The 20,799-nt window shown below is 42.7% G+C and carries 14 protein-coding genes; 6 read left to right on the forward strand and 8 right to left on the reverse strand.

Features of this window, described 5'->3' with window-relative positions:
* Positions 1–151 precede the first annotated feature (151 nt).
* From sufS to ydiJ, 7 genes are all read right to left on the reverse strand, one after another.
* Positions 152–1,390 (reverse strand): cysteine desulfurase SufS, encoded by a 1,239-nt coding sequence (sufS, locus tag I3B46_RS12400; RefSeq protein WP_004919165.1) that lies wholly within the window; start codon positions 1,388–1,390, stop codon positions 152–154.
* Positions 1,391–1,397: 7 nt separating this feature from the next.
* Positions 1,398–2,702 (reverse strand): Fe-S cluster assembly protein SufD, encoded by a 1,305-nt coding sequence (gene sufD / locus I3B46_RS12405; RefSeq protein WP_004919163.1) that lies wholly within the window; start codon positions 2,700–2,702, stop codon positions 1,398–1,400.
* A complete protein-coding gene (gene sufC, locus I3B46_RS12410; protein WP_004919160.1) occupies positions 2,677–3,423 on the reverse strand; it encodes a Fe-S cluster assembly ATPase SufC in 747 nt (248 codons plus the stop codon). Before sufC ends, sufD begins: the two co-directional genes overlap by 26 nt.
* A gap of 45 nt (positions 3,424–3,468) precedes the next feature.
* Positions 3,469–4,968 carry a Fe-S cluster assembly protein SufB gene (gene sufB / locus I3B46_RS12415; RefSeq protein WP_004919158.1) on the reverse strand — a complete coding sequence of 500 codons (1,500 nt, stop codon included), beginning with the start codon at positions 4,966–4,968 and terminating at the stop codon, positions 3,469–3,471.
* 16 nt (positions 4,969–4,984) lie between these two features.
* Positions 4,985–5,365, reverse strand: coding sequence for a Fe-S cluster assembly scaffold SufA (gene sufA / locus I3B46_RS12420; RefSeq protein ID WP_004919156.1), 381 nt, complete (start codon positions 5,363–5,365; stop codon positions 4,985–4,987).
* A gap of 369 nt (positions 5,366–5,734) precedes the next feature.
* Positions 5,735–6,151 (reverse strand): 1,4-dihydroxy-2-naphthoyl-CoA hydrolase, encoded by a 417-nt coding sequence (gene menI / locus I3B46_RS12425; protein WP_004919152.1) that lies wholly within the window; start codon positions 6,149–6,151, stop codon positions 5,735–5,737.
* Entirely contained in the window at positions 6,148–9,204 is a 3,057-nt protein-coding gene (gene ydiJ / locus I3B46_RS12430; protein WP_040133064.1) for a D-2-hydroxyglutarate dehydrogenase YdiJ, read from the reverse strand. Before ydiJ ends, menI begins: the two co-directional genes overlap by 4 nt.
* A 269-nt stretch (positions 9,205–9,473) precedes the next feature.
* Between ydiJ and ydiK the strand changes: the two genes are divergently transcribed.
* On the forward strand, positions 9,474–10,589 hold the full coding sequence (gene ydiK, locus I3B46_RS12435; protein ID WP_014658214.1) for an AI-2E family transporter YdiK: 1,116 nt from the start codon (positions 9,474–9,476) through the stop codon (positions 10,587–10,589).
* A gap of 746 nt (positions 10,590–11,335) precedes the next feature.
* Here ydiK and ppsA read toward each other — a convergent pair.
* Entirely contained in the window at positions 11,336–13,711 is a 2,376-nt protein-coding gene (gene ppsA / locus I3B46_RS12440; RefSeq protein WP_014658213.1) for a phosphoenolpyruvate synthase, read from the reverse strand.
* 271 nt (positions 13,712–13,982) lie between these two features.
* On the opposite strand from ppsA, the gene ppsR reads away from it, so the two are divergent.
* From ppsR to I3B46_RS12465, 5 genes are all read left to right on the forward strand, one after another.
* Positions 13,983–14,843 carry a posphoenolpyruvate synthetase regulatory kinase/phosphorylase PpsR gene (gene ppsR / locus I3B46_RS12445; protein WP_004919142.1) on the forward strand — a complete coding sequence of 287 codons (861 nt, stop codon included), beginning with the start codon at positions 13,983–13,985 and terminating at the stop codon, positions 14,841–14,843.
* Between the two features lie 127 nt (positions 14,844–14,970).
* On the forward strand, positions 14,971–16,020 hold the full coding sequence (locus tag I3B46_RS12450; RefSeq protein ID WP_014658212.1) for a 3-deoxy-7-phosphoheptulonate synthase: 1,050 nt from the start codon (positions 14,971–14,973) through the stop codon (positions 16,018–16,020).
* 217 nt (positions 16,021–16,237) lie between these two features.
* A complete protein-coding gene (hemP, locus tag I3B46_RS12455; RefSeq protein WP_004919137.1) occupies positions 16,238–16,423 on the forward strand; it encodes a hemin uptake protein HemP in 186 nt (61 codons plus the stop codon).
* A 103-nt stretch (positions 16,424–16,526) separates the two neighbouring features.
* Positions 16,527–18,665 carry a TonB-dependent receptor domain-containing protein gene (locus I3B46_RS12460; RefSeq protein ID WP_231405851.1) on the forward strand — a complete coding sequence of 713 codons (2,139 nt, stop codon included), beginning with the start codon at positions 16,527–16,529 and terminating at the stop codon, positions 18,663–18,665.
* A 114-nt stretch (positions 18,666–18,779) separates the two neighbouring features.
* A complete protein-coding gene (locus tag I3B46_RS12465; protein WP_104873420.1) occupies positions 18,780–20,780 on the forward strand; it encodes a TonB-dependent hemoglobin/transferrin/lactoferrin family receptor in 2,001 nt (666 codons plus the stop codon).
* The last annotated feature ends 19 nt before the right edge of the window (positions 20,781–20,799 follow it).

Raw genomic sequence — 20,799 nt, forward strand, 5'->3', positions numbered from 1 at the left:
CACAAATGTCTCTAAGGTTAGTCAACCTGATTCGTTTTCTCTGCTGATTAGCAAATCGTTCAGTTAATAGGAGCAGGGTTAATAAATGAAAAAGCCAATAACATATTGGCTTTTTCAGTCAATGATAACAAAAACAATCAGGCTTTAACGCCTAGCCTAACAATTTTTTAATGCGCTGTAATGCATTGAATAAGGAATCTATCTCTTCTTTGGTCGTATAGATACCTACCGAAGCGCGACACATTGCAGGAACATTATAGCGGTCCATCAATGGTAATGCACAATGGTGCCCAGTACGGATAGCAATACCATATTGATCTAAAAAAGAGCCAACATCGTAAGCATGATGTGTGCCGAGGTTAAATGCAATCACCCCTTCACGTTGATCGTTACCGTATAGGGTTAATGAGGGAATTTCTTTTAATTTTTTAGAAGCATAGGACATCACTTCCTTTTCATAAGCAAAGGCTTCTGCTCTCCCTAACGCATTGAGATAATCAAAGGCCGCCCCTAAGCCAATAATGGCGCTAACATTGGGGGTTCCTGCTTCAAAACGCCATGGCGCATCCGCATAAGTGATCCCGTTTTTAAGACTGACATGGCGGATCATTGCTCCGCCCCCTTCCCACGGAGGCATCTTATCTAAAAGTGATTTTTTGCCATACAGAATGCCAATCCCTGTCGGCCCATACAGTTTATGCCCTGAGAAAGTATAAAAATCACAGTCTAACTCTTGCACATCAACAACACTGTGCATCGCACCTTGAGCGCCATCGACTAGCACATACAACTCAGCCCCACAATTAGCCGCTAAAGCCCTCGCTTGCTGAATAATCTCTTTAACGGGGTTAACGGTGCCTAGCACATTAGAGATGTGAGTAAAGCTCAATAACCGTGTTTTGGCATCAATGAGTTCACCAAGTTGCGTTAACAGTAACCGCCCATCATCACTAACAGGAATGACCCGAATTTCAAAGCCTATAGATTCGGCTAATATGTACCAAGGTACGATGTTGGCGTGGTGTTCCATCTCAGTAATGACAATATTATCGCCTTTACCGATAAATGTTCGCCCGAAGGTATTGGCAACAAGGTTGATTGCTTCGGTTGTGCCTTTAACAAAAACCATTTCTTCTGCTGAAGAGGCATGAATAAAATCAGCCGCTTTTTGGCGTACCTCTTCCATCATGCTTGTCGCTTGCGCGCTGAGGGTATGTATCCCACGATGTACCGCAGCATATTGATGCAACGTAAACTCGCTCTCTTTTTCAATCACTTGCAGAGGCTTCTGTGCACTTGCTGCACTATCAAGATAGACCAAAGGATGATTATTCACACTTTGGGATAAGGCAGGAAAATCCTGCCTAACTGCTGTTACGTTGTATGTCATACGCGTATTAGACCTCTGCTAAGCGTTGGCGAATATTCGCCATGACGGCTTGTTTGAGTTCTTCATTTTCAATCGACTCAGTCAACTCCGCTGCAAAAGCAATGATAATCATATGTTTTGCGGCTTTACCGTCAATCCCTCTGGAGCGCAGGTAAAATAACTGCTCATCATCAATACGGCCTACCGTTGCACCATGCCCACACTTCACATCGTCAGCATAAATTTCTAGCTGAGGCTTAGTGTCAACTTCTGCTTTATCACCCAATAATAACGTGTGATTGCTCATTTGACCGTCTGTTTTTAAGGCATTTGGCGCCACTTTGATCATGCCATTGAACACGGCTTTACTTCCGTCCATGGCAATGACTTTATGTAATTGTCGGCTTTCACACTGACCTACATTGTGTTCAAGGTAAGTCCGAGTATCGACAATTTCACTGTCTTTTGGCAATAACAAGCTATTGAGTGAAAAATGCCCATTTTCACCCATCAGTTGTGCGCTCGTATGATGGCGCGTTAGTGCTCCACCCAGCAAAAAGCTGCTGCTTAATACTTGGCTATCGCGACCAACCACGATGTCATTATGAGCAAAATGCTGAGCCACATTGTTTTCGTTATTCAGTTTGAAGTGCTGATATTGCGCATTATCCCCCACTTCAACTGTTAAACGGCCCCCAGTAAAATGGGCTTTATCGTTAAAACTGACAAAATGCTCGATCACTTGCGCTTTGCTGTTTGCATCTAACGTGATGTGATAGCGATATTGGCTAGTATTCACCGTATCGCCATCACTACCGCTGGATATATTCAGTAGATAAAGGGGCTTTTGTGCAATTTGATTTGCACCTAGGTGAATAACAATTGGCTGTTGAGCAAGACTTTCCGTTAAATGCAAAAAGATCTCACTATTAACCGCATCGGGCAGCATATCTTGGCTATCTAATAGCGCAACTTGAAATGGCCCCATATCGATAGAGCTAAGTGTTGAGCTATAGCGGCCATCAACAAGTACGATTCGATAGGCATCAATCGGAAGCGCTAAAGCTTCACACGCTTTTTCGTCAAGATCTTGTTCTGCAAAACGATAATGTGTATTCAATACCGAATGCAACGGCGTATAGTGCCAATCTTCATGACGAAAAACCGGTAAACCGACTTGTTTAGCTTTTTCCCAATGTGCCGCCGCATGATGCGATTTCGCCCCAGAGCGTTGCTCAAAAAGTGTTGCAAAACGCGCCATCGCTTGCTCATTTAATGCAGCTACCTGAGCACGTTTTCCTGCTCTTTCACTGTTGGTCAATAAGCCAGCCATAACCTTGCTCCTCCAGTTTTTTCGCCAAGCTGAAATCACCTGATTTGATGATTTTCCCCTGATACAGCACATGCACAAAATCAGGTTTGACGTAATCCAGAATGCGCTGGTAATGCGTCACAATGATAAATGAACGGTCTGGAGAGCGCAGTGAATTGACACCATTGGCAACGGTTTTCAATGCATCAATATCTAACCCTGAGTCAGTTTCATCTAAGATGCAGAGTTCTGGCTCAAGAGCAGCCATTTGCAGAATATCATTACGTTTTTTTTCACCGCCGGAGAAGCCCACGTTAACAGAGCGTGTCAATAAATCTTGAGGCATCTCCAGTAAGTTAATTTTATCTTCAATAAAATCTTGGAAATCAAAACGATCTAAAGGTTCTTGCTGACGATATTCACGAACCGCATTGACGGCCGTTTGGAGGAAGAATTGGTTACTCACCCCTGGAATTTCTACTGGGTATTGGAAGGCTAAGAAGATACCCTCACCAGCTCGCTCTTCTGGGTCCAACTCTAGCAAATCTTTACCTTTGAAAATGACTTCGCCACTGTCGATGTCATACTCTTCACGACCAGCGAGTGTTGCAGATAACGTACTTTTACCTGAACCATTCGGACCCATAATGGCGTGAACCTCACCCGGTTTCACTTCCAATGATAAGCCCTTTAATATTTCATTGCCTTCTACACTTACATGTAAATTTTTAACACTTAACATATCAACATGCCTTTAGCGCTTTTGCGCATATAAACCTGATTGTGATCAGCCCACACTGTGCTCTAGGCTGATTGCCAGCAATTTCTGTGCTTCTACCGCAAACTCTAACGGAAGTTCCGAGAAAACGTCTTTACAGAAACCATTTACGATCATTGAAATCGCATCATCTTCACTAATTCCACGCTGTAAGCAGTAAAAAAGCTGATCTTCGCCAATGCGAGAAGTGGTCGCCTCATGTTCTAGCTGAGCGGTGTTATTTTTGACTTCAACGTAAGGGAATGTGTGTGCTCCACACTGAGTACCAATAAGCATCGAGTCACATTGAGTGAAATTGCGTGCATTATGTGCACTTGGTAAGATTTTCACTAAGCCGCGATAGCTATTTTGGCTTTTACCCGCTGAGATACCTTTAGAGATGATCGTCGAACGCGTATTTTTACCAATATGGATCATTTTAGTGCCGGTATCGGCTTGCTGGTTACCGTTTGTCAGTGCCACAGAGAAAAACTCACCAACCGAGTTATCCCCTTTTAAGATAACACTTGGATATTTCCAGGTGATCGCAGAACCCGTTTCAGATTGAGTCCATGACATTTTCGAATTCTCACCTTCGCACAGCGCACGCTTAGTCACAAAGTTAAGAATACCACCTGCTTCACTGTCGCCACCGGAGAACCAGTTTTGAACCGTTGAGTATTTCACTTCTGCATCTTTATGGATGATGACTTCGACGACCGCAGCGTGTAACTGATAGCTATCACGGACAGGTGCTGAACAGCCCTCAATGTAGCTGACATAGCTTCCTTCGTCGGCGATCAAAATCGTCCGTTCAAATTGCCCTGTTTTTGCAGCATTAATACGGAAGTAAGTGGAAAGCTCCATCGGACAACGTACCCCTTTCGGGATATACACAAAAGTGCCATCCGATGCCACCGCCGCATTGAGCGCAGCAAAGAAGTTATCGTGACTAGAAACGACAGTACCAAGGTATTTTTGCACCAACTCAGGGTACTCTTGGATAGCTTCACTGAATGAACAGAAAATAATGCCGTGTTTAGCAAGATCATCACGATATGTTGTAGAAACAGATACTGAGTCAAAAATAGCATCGACCGCCACGGCCTTCCCTTCACGAACAGGAACACCGAGTTGGTTGAAGGCCTCTTCAACTTCAGCCGTTAGATAATTATTGGTTTCTGTAACACCAGTTCCTTGCTTCGCACCGGATTGTGACCCGCAACTGTCATCACAAGAACCACAAGATGGCGCTGAGTAATAGCTGTAGTCTTGATAATCTAAATTTGGATAATGGGCTTTTAACCAGTGTGGCTCTTCCATTCCTTTCCAGTGATGATAGGCATCAAGGCGGAATTTTAGCATCCACTCTGGCTCATTACGTTTTGCAGAAATCGCTCGGACAACATCTTCGTTGATCCCTTTAGCCATTTCATCTGTGGCGACATTCGTAAAAAAGCCTTCTTTATAACGCTGGTCATTTAGCCAGCTTTGAACTTCATCGCCAATTTCTACATTGCTCTGAGACATAATCTGACTTCACATATTAAACACCGAAGCTTTCACCACACCCACAGGCATGTTGCGCTTTCGGATTATTGAATTTAAATATCCGATTAAGCCCTTCTTGGACATAATCGACAACTGTACCATCGATAAATGGCATGGCTTCTTTAGGTACATACAGACGTGCACCATCATGTTCAAAGAGTAAATGATCCTCTGTTGGGTTCTCGATCATCTCGAAAACATAGCCAAAGCCAGCGCATCCAGACTGTTTAACACCCAGCGAAAGCCCTTTAGTTTCAGGATTTTGCTCCATCAATTTTTTGATTTGTTTCGCCGCGCTATCAGTTAGGCTGACACCTTGCCAATTCGTTTCGTCTATAGAAAAAGTTTCTACGCTGTCATTCACATTTGCAGTCATATTGACCCCACAATTCTCATGGCTTTTCAGCCAGTTATCAGGAGATTAACTCCGTTTATCCTATGGTAACGATAACCTTTGTCACTTCAACCATTTGTTTTGAAAGGTTATACCTATTCTAGCTCATTTTTTACGCATTTTGCGCTTATTTATACGCCATCGTGTGTAAAAATGTACACTAACTCATTAAAATATAACGATTAAAAAAAGTTACATTTTTTTTAATATTATGTACTCATCAATACACTTAAATGGCACAAATTAATAAAGATACATTTATTATACAACTTAATCGGCAAGACAAAAATTGAAATTCTGATGAAATTGTTGAAGGAACCTCAACCCTATTCGAGTTGAGGTTAATGGGTATCAATCGGAGAGTACCGCGGTCGTTAAACGAGAAGTACAACACAGTTGCCCTTTCTCATTGAAAATATCAATATTCCATACCTGCTGGCGGCGCCCTAGGTGAACAGGCTTACAAACGCCTTTCACTACACCTTGGGTTGCCGAACGAATGTGATTAGCATTAATTTCAAGGCCAACAACACGTTGTTCCCCTTCACTGCATAGGTAACCTGCTATTGAGCCTAATGATTCCGCCAGCACAACAGAAGCGCCCCCATGTAATAAACCAAATGGCTGTTTTGTTCGTTGGTCGACTGGCATAGTGCCTTCAAGGTAATCATCACCATACCCCGTGATCTCAATACCTAGATGGCCTAACATACAGCCTTTGGCCATTTCTGCCATGTGGTCAAGCGTAAATTTACGTCTCCAAATCATTCAACTATCTCCAATAACGCCTGTATAGGGTGTTTTATTTGTGTATTTTCCATACGTTTTACTTGGCTGCGACATGAATACCCTGTGCTTAAACAACGCTCTTTGGGTAATTTCTCTATCGCGGGTTTCCACGATAAATTATAGATACCTTTCGAGTTTTTGATATTCGCCACTTCATGACCATAAGTCCCAGCCATACCACAACACCCTACACTGATGTTTTTAAGCTCTTGACCATAACGTTTAAACAAATTTGCCCACTGAGTCGCACTATTTGGCAATGCGGTTGTTTCCGTGCAATGACCAAAGAAATACCATGGGGCAGACGACACCTGACGATGCTCGGTAGGCTCAGGCAATGTCACTAGCCACTCATGAGCAAGTTGTACGGTAAAACGGCACTGCTGCGCCCCTAAAATCTCACGGTATTCATCGCGATAACACAACACTAATGCAGGATCGACGCCAACCATAGGTAACTCTAATTTGGCGACCCGATTTAGAAAATCAGCGGTTTTCTGCGCTGTTTTGGCAAAGCGAGCAAGGAACCCTTTGACATGTTGCGCCTTACCATTCGGTGAAAATGGTAATAAAACAGGTTTAAAGCCCAATTTTTCGATTAATTTGACAAAGTCCGCCACGACTTTTGCATCGTAATAACTGGTGAATGGGTCCTGTACTACCAACACATGGTTTTCACGTTGTGCAGGAGACATCGACTCTAACTGCTCCAGCGTCACTGTCATCGCCGCATGCCCTGATAGCTCTTGCTTTAAGGTAGGTTGAGAAAACAGCGGGAGATCGACCATTCCGATCGTCTGCTCACTTAATTTCTGTACCCATGGCTGACGTAAGAAAAAGTTAAATACACCCGGCGCTTTCGACATCAAGGGGGCGCTATTTTCCACTCCCGCCACAATATGATCCCGCACAGGCCTTAAATATCGGCTGTGATATAGCGCTAAAAATTTGGCTCTAAATGAAGGCACATCGATTTTGATCGGGCATTGTGTTGAGCAAGCTTTACAAGCTAAGCACCCAGACATCGCGGCTTTAACTTCATGAGAAAAATCATAATCCCCTTTTTTCGCCTGCCATGTATTGCGTGTTTTCTCAATCAAGCCGCGTAGTGATGGACGGTTTTCTTGTATTCCTTTTTCTAAGCTTTCTGGCGTGACGCCTTGGTTAGAAAGAAGCCGTAACCATTCACGAACGAGGGTCGCACGCCCTTTTGGCGAATGGATCCGCTGTCCACTTATTTTCATTGATGGACACATAGGGCTTTTCACATCAAAGTTAAAACATAGCCCATTACCGTTACACTCCATCGCCCCACGGAACGTTTGGCGTACCTGTACAGGTATTTGGCGATCATAGGTGCCTCGCTTAACTGCATCCACCTGTTTCATTGGCGCATCAATACCGGCTGGCGGACAGATTTTACCTGGATTCAGACGGTTATCTGGGTCAAAAGCGGCTTTGATATTCCGTAACTCGTTATACAGCACTTCACCGAAAAACGCCGGGCTATATTGAGCGCGGAACCCTTTACCGTGCTCCCCCCATAATAACCCGCCATATTTGGCAGTCAGCGCGACAATGTCATCTGAAATTTGCTTCATCAACACTTCTTGTTGCGGGTCACACATATCTAAAGCAGGACGTACGTGTAAAACCCCCGCATCCACATGCCCAAACATCCCGTAATTCAGATTGTGGCTATCCAGCAGTGCTCTAAACTCTACTATGTAATCCGCTAGGTGTTCAGGTGGTACGCAGGTATCTTCAACAAATGGGATCGGTTTAGCAGCCCCTTTACTATTTCCTAATAAACCAACCGCTTTTTTACGCATATTGTAAATACGGTTGATGTCATCCAAATCATGACAGACTTGATAGCCAATCACACCCGCTTGGTGATTGGCCATTAACTCATCTAAACGCTGGCACAGGCTCGTGGTTAAGTGATTGATTTCGTCCTCATCATCCCCACTAAATTCAACAATATTAAGGCCCAGCATCTCTTTGTTTGGTACATCGGTGATTAATGCTTTCACGGAATGCCAAACGATATCTTCCCGTGCTAAATTCAGTACTTTTGAATCGACGGTTTCGACAGACAGAGCTTTTGCCTGCACCATAAACGGCGCATTACGTAGTGCAGATTCAAAAGAGTCATATTTAACGTTCACCAAACGGCGTACTTTTGGTAAAGGGGTAATATCCAACGTGGCTTCGGTAATAAAAGCCAGTGAACCTTCCGACCCCGTTAAAATACGCGTCAGGTCGAATTCACTAAGGTCATCATTAAACACATGACGTAAATCATAGCCCGTTAAAAAACGGTTCAATTTTGGAAACTTTTCTTCAATCAAAGGGCGCTGCTCTAAACAGCGTTCAAGTACGGTTTTGTAGATACGCCCTGTGACAGAATCCTCTGACGCAATCGTTTGGGCGAGTGCGATAGGCATAGCGCGTGTTTCAAGGCATTCCCCTCCCAGCAAAACCGCTTTAACACCCAGCACGTGATCTGAGGTTTTACCGTACACCAAAGAGCCTTGCCCCGATGCATCGGTATTGATCATCCCCCCTAATGTGGCTCGGTTACTGGTGGACAACTCAGGTGAGAAAAAATAGCCATAGGGTTTGAGAAATTGGTTTAGTTGATCTTTCACCACACCCGCTTCTACTTTAACCCAGCCCTGTTCAGGGTTAATTTCTAGAATGCGGTTCATATAACGTGACATATCAACCACAATCCCTTCGGTCAATGATTGACCATTCGTTCCTGTGCCACCACCTCGTGGGGTGAAGGTTAATTCTCTGAATTTTTCTAACCCGGCAACACGGGTTATAATTTGGACATCCGCACTCGAACGAGGAAATACCACCGCCTGAGGTAATAATTGATAAATGCTATTATCGGTCGCCATTGATAAGCGTTCCGCATAGCTAGTGCCATTATCGCCTGTAAAGCCATGTGCCTGTAGTTGGTGCAGAAATTCAATAACTAGTTTACTTAAATGAGGTGCTTCAGTTATACGCGGGATCATTATTAACGATGACTCTTGTTGTTTAGTGTTCGCATTACTCGTTATGTACTATCTTTATTTTAAGTAGCACAATAGTGCCTGATTGGTTTACGGAGCTTCCCCCTGCAAAACCCGTTTTCCTTAAAGAAGGTACAACCGCTGATGACATTGTCAGTGATGGAACCATATCACAATATTGTTTTTTTTGATCGTGAAAAAGAAATTACGTTATTTTCACCTGAAAAAATGGCTCACTTGCAGTGTTTTTATTTGTTAAGGATTAGGCATTAATGGAAAAATCGCAAAAACGTCTCGACTTACCCAAACTTATTTTTGGCTTCGCATTTATCATTTTAATGATAGCGGCCTGTTTTTGGGTACTGAACCCGTTTATTCTTGGTTTTGTATGGGCTGGTATGATGGTGATAGCAACATGGCCACTACTCCTACGCATTGAAGCAAGGTTGTGGAACAAGCGTTGGTTGGCGGCTTTAGTCATGGTCTCCTTAATACTTTTACTATTCGTTATACCGCTGGGTATTCTTATTGGCAGTATTATTCAAAATAGCACTCCGCTAATTGAACTCGCTAAGTCACCTAACAGTTTGCGCTTGCCTGATCTAGAATGGCTTAACAGCGTCCCTTTCGTTGGTGAAAAAATTTATTACGCTTGGCATAGTTTGGTTGCTAGTGGCGGTAATGCACTGTTAGCCAAAGTCCAACCCTATTTAGGACAAGCTGCTGGTTGGTTCCTCGCACAAGCCATCAATGCCGGCCGTTTTATGTTCCATCTCGCCTTAATGTTGCTATTTAGCGGTTTACTCTACCTCAAAGGCGAATCCGTGATGTTAGGTATCCGCCATTTTGCCGTTCGATTAGCAGGGATACGTGGCGATGCAGCGGTAGTCTTAGCCGCACAGTCAATCCGCGCCGTTGCATTAGGTGTCGTCGTCACCGCCCTTATTCAAGCTATTGTTGGCGGTGTAGGGCTTGCTTTATCGGGTATCAGCTATGCGGCTATCTTAACCGTTCTCCTCTTTATCTGCTGCGTTGCTCAGCTTGGCCCGCTACTGATTATGGTACCATCCGTCATTTGGCTATTCTGGACAGGGGATACAACATGGGCAATCATCCTCGCTGTTTGGGCTGCTGTTGTCGCAACTATGGATGGCGTTTTACGTCCATGGCTGATCAAAATGGGGGCTGACTTGCCGATGGTGCTCATACTTGTTGGGGTTATCGGTGGTATCCTCTCCTTTGGTATGATTGGTTTGTTTATAGGTCCGGTCGTACTTGCGGTGTCATACAGTCTATTAAAAGCCTGGATGAATGAGGTCGCCATACCAAATGAAAACCTTGAAGAAACAGAAAAGTTTCTCGAAGAAGAGTTTATGAGTAAAAAATAAATTTACTTTAAACTAACCAACAGTATGCTCTCTATTAAGCATACTGTTGGATTATCGATTATGTTCATTAATATTTAGAAACAATATTTAACAGACTAATGTTAGTATTCAAGCTCATTTGTGATATTATCTTTTTCGTTGAAACGAATTCTCTTTATGATACAGCGACTAATAAATATATTAAGAGTGTTCTTAGTGATTATAATTTTTAATTAATTTATTATCTTCACATCGAATTACGTTTTGATTAATACGAATCTCAATATCATGCTTATTTAATTTAATGCGTGATTATCCCAATAGAATTGCTGTGTGTAGTCTTTGCCTGTCAGCCCATGATAGGCTTTTTTTTTATTTTTTTCCCAACATGAATTTTATTCATCATCCTAGGCCTCGCCGGCTGGCCTGCAACTAAGGCAATGACTTCATCTTTTATTACTCCCATTTTGAGTAAGTAATATCACCTTATAATTCTTTATATAGTTATTTATATAGCATCACTTATTGATTTAACTCAAAATGATTAACACTAATGGATCGGTTTATTAACTTTCTAATATTACTTAATCCGTGTAAACACCTATTAATTCTCATCCAGTATTTAAATTTACTTATATTAGATATTAATTAATAACTGATAGCTTCTATTGAAGTTGACAATCGGTATATTCAATTTGATTTATAAAAAAAGCCGACAATTATAATTGTCGGCTTGAGACTCTCGTCTTAAATAATAGATTAATTCATTATGAATCAGCTAATTTTAACCAAGTTTGTACAACGGTATCTGGGTTAAGAGAAAGACTATCTATTCCCTCTTCAACTAACCATTGCGCAAAATCTTGATGATCCGATGGGCCTTGACCACAAATACCGACATATTTGTTTTGACGTTTAGCCGCTTGAATCGCCATCGATAACATGGCTTTTACGGCATCATTGCGTTCATCAAATAGCTCAGAAACGACTCCAGAATCCCTATCTAAACCTAAGGTCAATTGGGTCATATCGTTAGAGCCAATAGAGAAGCCATCAAAATGTTCAAGGAATTGGTCTGCCAGTAATGCGTTTGATGGGATTTCACACATCATAATGACTTTCAAGCCGTTTTCACCACGTTTGAGGTCATGCTTCGCTAATTCAGCCACTACGGCTTCCGCCTGAGCGACAGTCCGCACAAATGGGATCATCACTTCAACGTTTGTTAGCCCCATCTCATTACGTACCCGCTTAACGGCTTCACACTCAAGAGCGAAACAATCTCGGAAGCTATCTGAGACATAGCGCCCTGCTCCACGGAAACCTAACATTGGGTTCTCTTCTTCCGGCTCATAAATATCCCCACCGACAAGGTTGGCATACTCATTAGATTTAAAGTCAGAAAGACGCACGATAACCCGTTTTGGCCAGAATGCTGCCGCTAACGTCGAAATCCCTTCAGTCAACTTACCAACATAGAATTCAATGGGATCATCATAACCTGCCATCATGGTGCGAATTTCATTTTGTAGCTCAGGAGTTTGTGAATCGAACTCCAGTAAAGCTCTTGGGTGAACACCAATCATTCGGTTAATAATGAATTCTAACCTCGCTAAGCCAACCCCTTCGTTTGGTAAACAGGCAAAATCAAATGCACGATCTGGGTTACCCACGTTCATCATGATCTTGACATCAAGCGCTGGCATTTCGTCAACGGCGGAGCTATGAATTTCAAATCCTAGCTCACCTTCATAGACAAACCCTGTATCCCCTTCAGCACAGGAAACAGTCACCTGACTATTTTCCAGCAGGCGCTCTGTCGCATCACCGCAACCGACCACAGCGGGGATACCCAATTCGCGGGCAATAATCGCCGCATGACAGGTACGACCGCCACGATTGGTCACAATCGCAGCCGCTTTTTTCATGATAGGCTCCCAATCTGGGTCTGTCATATCAGTAACGAGTACGTCGCCAGCTTGGATCCTATCCATTTCATTTAAGTTATGGATCACTTTAACATGGCCTGAACCGATACGATGCCCGATAGCACGCCCTTCAACCAACACATTCCCTTGTTGTTTTAATTGGTAACGTTCCATCACTTGTTGATTCGAGCGAACGGTTTCTGGGCGAGCCTGAACAATGTACAGACGCCCATTATGACCATCTTTAGCCCATTCGATATCCATTGGGCGACCATAATGTTTTTCAATCTGTAATGCTTGGCGCGCCAGCTCTTCAACTTCGTGATCAGTCAAAGAGAAACGATTGCGTAGTGCTTCTGGCACATCTTCAATCTGTACTTGCTTACCGTGCTCTTGACTGTTCGCATAAACCATTTGTAATTTTTTCGAGCCAAGAGTACGACGCACAATAGCTGGACGATTATTCAGCAAGGTGGGTTTATGCACATAAAACTCATCTGGGTTTACTGCCCCTTGCACAACCATCTCGCCTAAGCCATAAGCTGAGGTGATGAAGACGACTTGGTCGAACCCTGATTCAGTATCAATGGTGAACATCACGCCAGAAGATGCTAAATCTGAGCGCACCATTCTTTGAACACCCGCGGAGAGTGCCACTCCACGGTGGTCATAGCCTTGGTGGACACGATATGAAATCGCGCGGTCATTAAATAAGGAAGCGAATACGTGTTTAATAGCAACCAATACAGCATCGATGCCTTGAACGTTCAAGAAAGTCTCTTGCTGCCCTGCGAATGAAGCATCAGGCATGTCCTCTGCTGTTGCAGATGAACGTACAGCAAACGAGGCATCTTTTTCACCTTCAGACAGTGTTTGGTATGCCGCACGAATATCACTTTCTAACTGTGGTGTAAAAGGGGTGTCGATAACCCATTGACGGATCTTTTCCCCCGCCGCAGCGAGTTGATTAACATCATCAATATCCGTTTCATCTAGCAGCTGATAAATGCGCTGATTCACGCCGCTCTGCTCAAGAAAATCATTAAACGCCTGTGCGGTTGTCGCAAATCCGTTAGGTACGGATACACCAAGATCGGACAGGTTGGTAATCATTTCACCGAGCGAGGCATTTTTGCCGCCAACACGGTCAACATCATTCATCCCTAATTGGTTATACCAAAGTACATTACACGGAGTGAGGCCATTTGTGGACATTGAAAGCGATCCTTTATCTTTATCTAGCAATTTAGTGACAAGGTACAAATCGTAAAAAATCTCATTGGCGATAATTCGCCTCACGAAATAGACTAGCACAGACAATATCTGAATATAGACTGGTGAATCGTTCCAACTAGCAAGAAAAAATTTTTGTTCTAAAAATTGTTCAAATATTGGCTATACTTTCCCCTATAAACTATTTTTTAAACTTTAATCAAATATAATATCTCTCTAAAACCAACGAAAAATACAACAAAAGACACTATATATGAGCGAAATAACCGCAACTAATCATAAAACAAACCTCACAGAACGAACTGTTTTTTTTATTTCAGATGGAACCGCAATAACCGCAGAAACGCTAGGACATGCTGTTTTGTCGCAATTTCCCTTAGTTTTCAATTCCTATACGCTACCTTTTGTCACCACAGAAGCACGTGCGCAGGAAATAAAACAGAAAATTGATACGATTTATCAAGAGACTCAAAACCGTCCACTGGTGTTCTATTCCATCATTTCCCCCTCCGTAAAAAAAATTATTACCGACAGCGCCGGTTTTTGTCAGGATATTGTGCAAACCTTGGTTGCCCCTATTCAGCAAGAAGTGGGGTTAGAGCCTGAGCCTAAACTCAACCGTACCCATGGCTTATCGCTACAGAATATCAATCAATATGATGCTCGCATTGCTGCTATCGAATACACATTAGCCCATGATGACGGTATTTCCTTGCGCAACCTAGACCAAGCACAAGTGATTTTGTTAGGCGTCTCCCGTTGTGGTAAAACCCCTACCAGCCTCTATTTAGCCATGCAATTTGGTATTCAAGCCGCTAACTATCCATTTACGGCAGACGATATGGATAACTTGCAGTTACCCGCTGCACTACGCCCTTATACGCATAAATTATTTGGTTTGACGATAAGCCCGGAAAGACTAGCCGCTATTCGTGAAGAGCGACGTGAAAACAGCCGCTATGCATCATTACGTCAATGCCGCATTGAAATTGCTGAGGTCGAGGCACTATTTAGACAAAACAAGATCAACTATCTCAATACAACCAATTACTCAGTAGAGGAAATTTCTGCCAAAGTCATTGACACGATGGGGCTAAAACGGCGTATCTTTTAGTCGAAATGTATTTTTTAAAAAATCTTTCATTCAATCTCACGTTGTAGGTTGAATTCGAGCCATTTTCGTTTATTGTGATCCTAATCACTGATACGGCTCTGCCTATTAAAGCTTTTGAGAAGAAAGAATGCAAAAAACTGATGAACTACGTACTCAGCGTGTGGATAGCTTAATTACCCCACAGACACTCGCTGACGAATTTCCTATTTCTGAGAAAGTGGCTGAAAACGTGACAGCGTCACGTAAGCGGATAGAGAAAATTTTATCGGGGGAAGATCCCCGTTTATTGGTTATTGTTGGCCCATGCTCTATTCATGATATTGATGCGGCTCTGGAATATGCTAATCGGCTGAATGTCTTACGTGAACGCTATCAAGACCGTCTTGAAATCGTTATGCGTACCTACTTTGAAAAACCCCGTACCGTTGTAGGTTGGAAAGGCCTGATCTCCGATCCTAATTTAGATAACTCTTGCCAAGTCAATACGGGGATACGGCTCGCCCGCAAATTACTTATTGATGTCAATCAGCTTGGGCTACCTACCGCAACAGAATTTCTCGATATGGTCACAGGGCAATATATTGCTGATTTGATCAGTTGGGGAGCGATTGGCGCAAGAACAACAGAAAGCCAAATCCATCGAGAAATGGCATCGGCACTCTCTTGCCCTGTTGGTTTTAAAAATGGTACTGATGGCAATATCCGCATTGCTATCGATGCCATCCGCGCAGCCAGCGCTCAACATATGTTTTTATCGCCCGATAAAAGTGGCCAAATGACCATCTACCAAACCAGTGGTAACCCACATGGTCATATTATTATGCGTGGTGGAAAGCAGCCTAACTACTCTGCCGGAGATATTGCAGCGGCTTGTGATAAGCTACGTGAATTTGAATTAGCTGAACATTTAGTCGTTGATTTTAGCCATGGTAACTGCCAAAAAATCCACCGTCGCCAACTTGAAGTCGCCCGCGATATTGCCGAGCAAATCAAAGGCGGTTCGACCGCAATTAGTGGTGTAATGGCTGAAAGCTTCTTACTTGAAGGCACTCAAAAAATTATTGCAGGTCAACCTCTAACTTACGGGCAATCCATCACAGACCCCTGTTTAGGCTGGGATGATACCGAGCAACTCATTGATATCTTGGTCCAAGCAGTAGAAAGCCGCTTTAAATAAGCTGACATTTTATTCCCCCACCGACTCTTTCACTCTCTCTGATAGGAAAGAGTCGAGTTCCTTTCCGCATAAATATTCACCAAATATTGACCTAAATCGATAAGCAACTCATGCATTGTAGTGATTTTGTCATCTAAATGTAAAAACCCCTTGATGTTACTTAGCAACTTAAAGATAATGATTCTCACTCTTAGTTTTATTATCAATTGGGCCAAATATGACTGATAACATCACTAAACCACCTATTGAAAATATCGCCAACTCAACCCTTCCGCCCGTAAAAGTTGACGTTATAGATAGTCATCAATTATTAGGCTCTGAAGGTAAATTAGCGATCCAACATCGCGGCGAGATATACCAGTTAAGGCAGACTCGTGCTGGTAAACTGATTTTAACCAAATAGTTTTTATTCAAAATTTATTCACAGCAAGCCACCCAGATCTTGTATCAAGGCAGCCAGCGATATTCACCACATAAGGAAAGGATTTCCTATGGAGTTTAAACTGATGTCTGTTACACCCACCATATCGTTAAATGGATCAAAAATAACCGTTTCCGCACTTGCGACAACACTCGCTATTTCAGGATTTAGCGCGGTTGCAACAGCAAAAAAGACGATAGGTGATACTGTTCATGTTACGACCCACCCTTTTCATCACGAAAATATTGCGGTGGCCGAGCAAGTCGATGTCATTGATGCTCAAGCCCCTGAATATCAATCAGCAAGCTCTGCCTTAGATTTATTAAAAGGCCAACCCGGTATTTTTGTTTCTGGTACTGGTGGAACCTACGGTCAAGAGGTTCATCTACGTGGCTATGATTCTCGTGGTGTAAAAATCACGGTGGATAACGTCACTCAAGATTTTAATTCTGGGTTATACAATGCGACATTTATTGACCCGTCACTGGTAAAAAAAGTCTTTGTCCATAAAGGTGCTTCATCCGTTGCTCATGGAAGTGGCGCGCTAGCGGGTGTCGTAGCGATGAAAACCGTGAATGCAAAGGATTTATTAAAGCAAGGGCAGGCATTAGGAGGCCGCGTTTTCAGTGGGGTCAACCGCAATGACCACAGCTACCTTGCCGGGGCATCGGTATATGGACATACTGGCCCTCTGGATATACTATTAAGTTATAGCCAACGTAAAAAATATTCACTCGCATCTGCGGATTTTCCAACTCAAGATAATCATGAGAAAGTGCATAATTGGTTATTAAAAACCACTTGGTATGCACACCCTAATTATCATTTAGCCTTACAGCTACGTGATTATCGTAATGATGGGTTAGGTCTCAAACAACCTACAGTAAACAACTCCGCTGATACGCGTTTTAAAAACACGCCCCACGAGCGCGATAGCCACCAGCGGGATGTTTCAATTAGTCAATATATTACCTCAAACCGTTTCCCTAACTGGCAAGCAAATTGGGATCTGTACTATACCGACCTCTCTTTGAGTCAGTTAGATAGAGAAAAAGCTAAGGCTGATAATCAATATCAACGCGAAAAGCGTACGCAATATACCTATGGTACCAAATTGACTAATCACTTTATTGTTCCTATTGAGGGCTGGGTGAATAACCAAATAGAAAGTGGTATCGAGTATTATCAACAACAGCAAAAACCCAATAAACACGCGATCAGCTACCCCCCTGCTCGACTAGCTAATATTTCGGGCTGGGTTAACAATGATATGACGTTACACCACCTGCCTATTACACTCTCAGCAGGAACCCGTTTCACAAGCTATGAAGCTTCACGTCAAGGGTTTGCAAAAAATAGAGACACGAATTGGTCGTCACGTTTTGCGGTCAGTATCACGCCGGCACATTGGTTAAACCTATACTCCTCTTACTCCGAAGGTTATCGGACGCCTCGTATGGCAGAGCTGTATAACAATTCTAATCACTTTTCGGTGATGGGCGGCTGGCTAACTTCCGATTTTAGACCTACGCCTGACTTACAACCTGAGACAAATAAAACAGTAGAAGTTGGTTTAAAAGCAAGTTTTGATGATCTGTTATCAAATGGCGATGAACTGCAATTTGGGTCAACGTATTTTGATACTAAAGCAAAAAACCATATTGCCGTTGAAGGTCGTTACACTAAAAAATACCATTTCATGAAAGGGCAATATCAATGGTTCCCTAATGAAATTTATTTTAGCAATGTTCCTTCCGCCACCATTCGAGGTATTGATAGCTTTATTCGCTACAAAACCCTCTGGTTTGATTTAAATATCAGTCATAACAAAACAACAGGTAAAGAGGACGGCACAGGCTATTCTCTCTCTTCCATTCGCCCTGAAACGCTACTCATTCGCTTCAATGCCCCTATTGCAACAACTGGCCTTAGTCTTGGCTGGGTAGGTGAATTTGCGGCTAAAACACAGTTCCAAGGCAATGCTAAGTACCAATTAAAACAACACAAATCTCAGCATGGACTCGATCGTTACCATAAAGAAGTCATCCAGTATGCAGGCTATAGCCTTCATGACTTTTATGTGAACTATCAAGCTGACCAATTTATAAAAGGGTTGAATACGACATTAACGATGAAAAACGCCTTTGATCGTCAATATGTCTCTTCGATGGGAGTTCCCCAAGAAGGCCGTAATTTCTATTTCAATGTGAGTTATCAATGGTAACCATTTAATAATTATAAAATAAATAATACTCGCCGGTTTGTTTCCCTGCATACAGATTTAGGCAAAATCGAAACTTAGGGAGCAAACCGGTAACACTTTATGGAGTATAACAATATGTCTCATGTTTTACGTTTATCCGTTCTGACAAGCGCAATACTTTCCGTTATGGCAAGCGCTCATGCAGAAACAACACCATCAAATCGCAATGATGTGATGACCGTCTATGCAACAGGTACTGAAAGAGATAGCTTCGATGCCCCAATGATGGTCACTGTGATCAAAAATGACTCACCTGAAACAAAAACGGCAAGTACGGTCAACGATATCTTGCGTAAAATTCCGGGGATCGGTGTTACTGGTACTAGTCGCACTAATGGTCAAGATATCTACATGCGTGGTTTTGACCGTCGCGGTATTTTAACCCTCGTCGATAATGTACGCCAAGGTACTGATACTGGTCACGTTAACGGCACATTTATTGATCCTGCACTGATAAAACAAGTCGAAATTGTTCGTGGCCCTTCAGCTCTACTGTATGGTAGCGGCGCGATGGGAGGTGTGATCGCTTGGGAAACCGTAGATGCTAAAGATCTATTACGTGAGGGTCAAAACAGTGGCTTTCGTGTCTTTAGCCAAGCTGCTACAGGGGATCATAGCTTTGGTTTTGGCGGTACATCTTTTGGGCGTACTGAGCAATTTGATGGTTTGTTTAGTTTTGTTACCAAACAAGTCGGAGATGTTCGCTTAAGCAATAGCGATGATATGGAAAACAAAGAAACCATCTCAAACCTACTCGCCAAAGGGACATGGCAGTTTGATGATAAGCAAAAGCTATCAGGGCAACTGCGCTATTACAATAACAATGCATATGAACCCAAAGATCCACAACAAATCGATATTACTAAGGATAATCTAAAGGTTAACCGCACTACACGTCAACGTGATGCCCAAGCGACTTACCAGTTAAACCCAGAATCAAACGATTGGTTAAATCTTAAAGCAACCACTTACTATTCTGACGTTAATATTACCGCTAAAGGTAAAAATACTCACTATGAAGGCCGTACCCAAAAAACTTATGGTCTGAAAGTTGATAATAAAACACACTTGTATGATTTACCTATCGCAGCCCATAACTTTACTTATGGCGGCGAAACATACAAACAAAATCAAACACCTTACGCTTCAACAACGCAATTCCCTGATGCTGATATCACCTTTGCTTCAGGTTTCTTGCAAGATGAAATCGCCTTAAAAGATTTACCTGTATCGTTTATTGTTGGCACTCGCTATGACCATTATAAAGCAACCGCTAAAGATAATGAGGACGTGAAAGAAGGCAAATGGTCTTCTAAAGGCGCCGTTAGCATTACACCAACAGACTGGTCAATGCTATTTGCCTCTTATTCAGAAGCTTTCCGAGCACCTTCTATGATGGAAATGTATAACGATGAAATTCATTTCCAAATGGGCCCAATAGTAAATAAATGGCGACCAAATCCGAATCTCAAACCAGAGTCTACACGTACTGCTGAATATGGGGTTGGGCTACGGTTTGATGATCTATTCACTGAACGTGACAATCTACAATTTAAAGCAAGTTATTTTGACACTAAAGCAAAAGACTATATCAATACCTATGTGAACGTTGACTTTAGAAATCCTCAGAATAACTACACAACCTCCATCAATACAAAACGAGCTAAAATTTGGGGTTGGGATGCTTCAATGGACTATAAAAACGACTATTTGGGTTGGAATTTAGCTTATAACCACACCGAAGGTAAAGATGAATCAAATGGTAAATCAATTACCTCCATTAAACCTGACTCGCTAACCAGCAACCTTAACGTACCAATTTCAGACAGTGGTTTTTCTGTGGGTTGGTTAGGTGAATTTACTCGTCATACCGATTTCAACGATGCATCCAAAGCACCGCGCCAAGCAGGCTACGCTGTTCATGATTTTTACGTTAGCTACCAAGGTGAAGGCCAATTAAAAGGCCTAGGAACCAGTGTCGTTTTAGGCAATGCCTTCGATAAAGAATACTACTCGTCACAAGGCGTCCCTCAGGATGGGCGTAATGCCAAGCTGCTCGTCAGCTTCCAATGGTAATTTATAGTTAATTAAGGAG

The sequence above is a fragment of the Providencia sp. 2.29 genome (genome assembly GCF_015832305.1).
Lineage (GTDB): Bacteria > Pseudomonadota > Gammaproteobacteria > Enterobacterales > Enterobacteriaceae > Providencia > Providencia stuartii.

What these genes read in the sequence shown, in the direction of transcription:
- ppsR (WP_004919142.1), top strand. Translation starts at nt 13,983, where the DNA reads ATGAGCGAAATAACCGCAACTAATCATAAAACAAACCTCACAGAACGA.
- sufC (WP_004919160.1), bottom strand. Translation starts at nt 3,423, where the DNA reads ATGTTAAGTGTTAAAAATTTACATGTAAGTGTAGAAGGCAATGAAATA.
- sufB (WP_004919158.1), bottom strand. Translation starts at nt 4,968, where the DNA reads ATGTCTCAGAGCAATGTAGAAATTGGCGATGAAGTTCAAAGCTGGCTA.
- I3B46_RS12460 (WP_231405851.1), top strand. Translation starts at nt 16,527, where the DNA reads ATGTCTGTTACACCCACCATATCGTTAAATGGATCAAAAATAACCGTT.
- I3B46_RS12465 (WP_104873420.1), top strand. Translation starts at nt 18,780, where the DNA reads ATGTCTCATGTTTTACGTTTATCCGTTCTGACAAGCGCAATACTTTCC.
- sufA (WP_004919156.1), bottom strand. Translation starts at nt 5,365, where the DNA reads ATGACTGCAAATGTGAATGACAGCGTAGAAACTTTTTCTATAGACGAA.
- ppsA (WP_014658213.1), bottom strand. Translation starts at nt 13,711, where the DNA reads ATGTCCACAAATGGCCTCACTCCGTGTAATGTACTTTGGTATAACCAA.
- ydiJ (WP_040133064.1), bottom strand. Translation starts at nt 9,204, where the DNA reads ATGATCCCGCGTATAACTGAAGCACCTCATTTAAGTAAACTAGTTATT.
- menI (WP_004919152.1), bottom strand. Translation starts at nt 6,151, where the DNA reads ATGATTTGGAGACGTAAATTTACGCTTGACCACATGGCAGAAATGGCC.
- ydiK (WP_014658214.1), top strand. Translation starts at nt 9,474, where the DNA reads ATGGAAAAATCGCAAAAACGTCTCGACTTACCCAAACTTATTTTTGGC.
- I3B46_RS12450 (WP_014658212.1), top strand. Translation starts at nt 14,971, where the DNA reads ATGCAAAAAACTGATGAACTACGTACTCAGCGTGTGGATAGCTTAATT.
- hemP (WP_004919137.1), top strand. Translation starts at nt 16,238, where the DNA reads ATGACTGATAACATCACTAAACCACCTATTGAAAATATCGCCAACTCA.
- sufD (WP_004919163.1), bottom strand. Translation starts at nt 2,702, where the DNA reads ATGGCTGGCTTATTGACCAACAGTGAAAGAGCAGGAAAACGTGCTCAG.
- sufS (WP_004919165.1), bottom strand. Translation starts at nt 1,390, where the DNA reads ATGACATACAACGTAACAGCAGTTAGGCAGGATTTTCCTGCCTTATCC.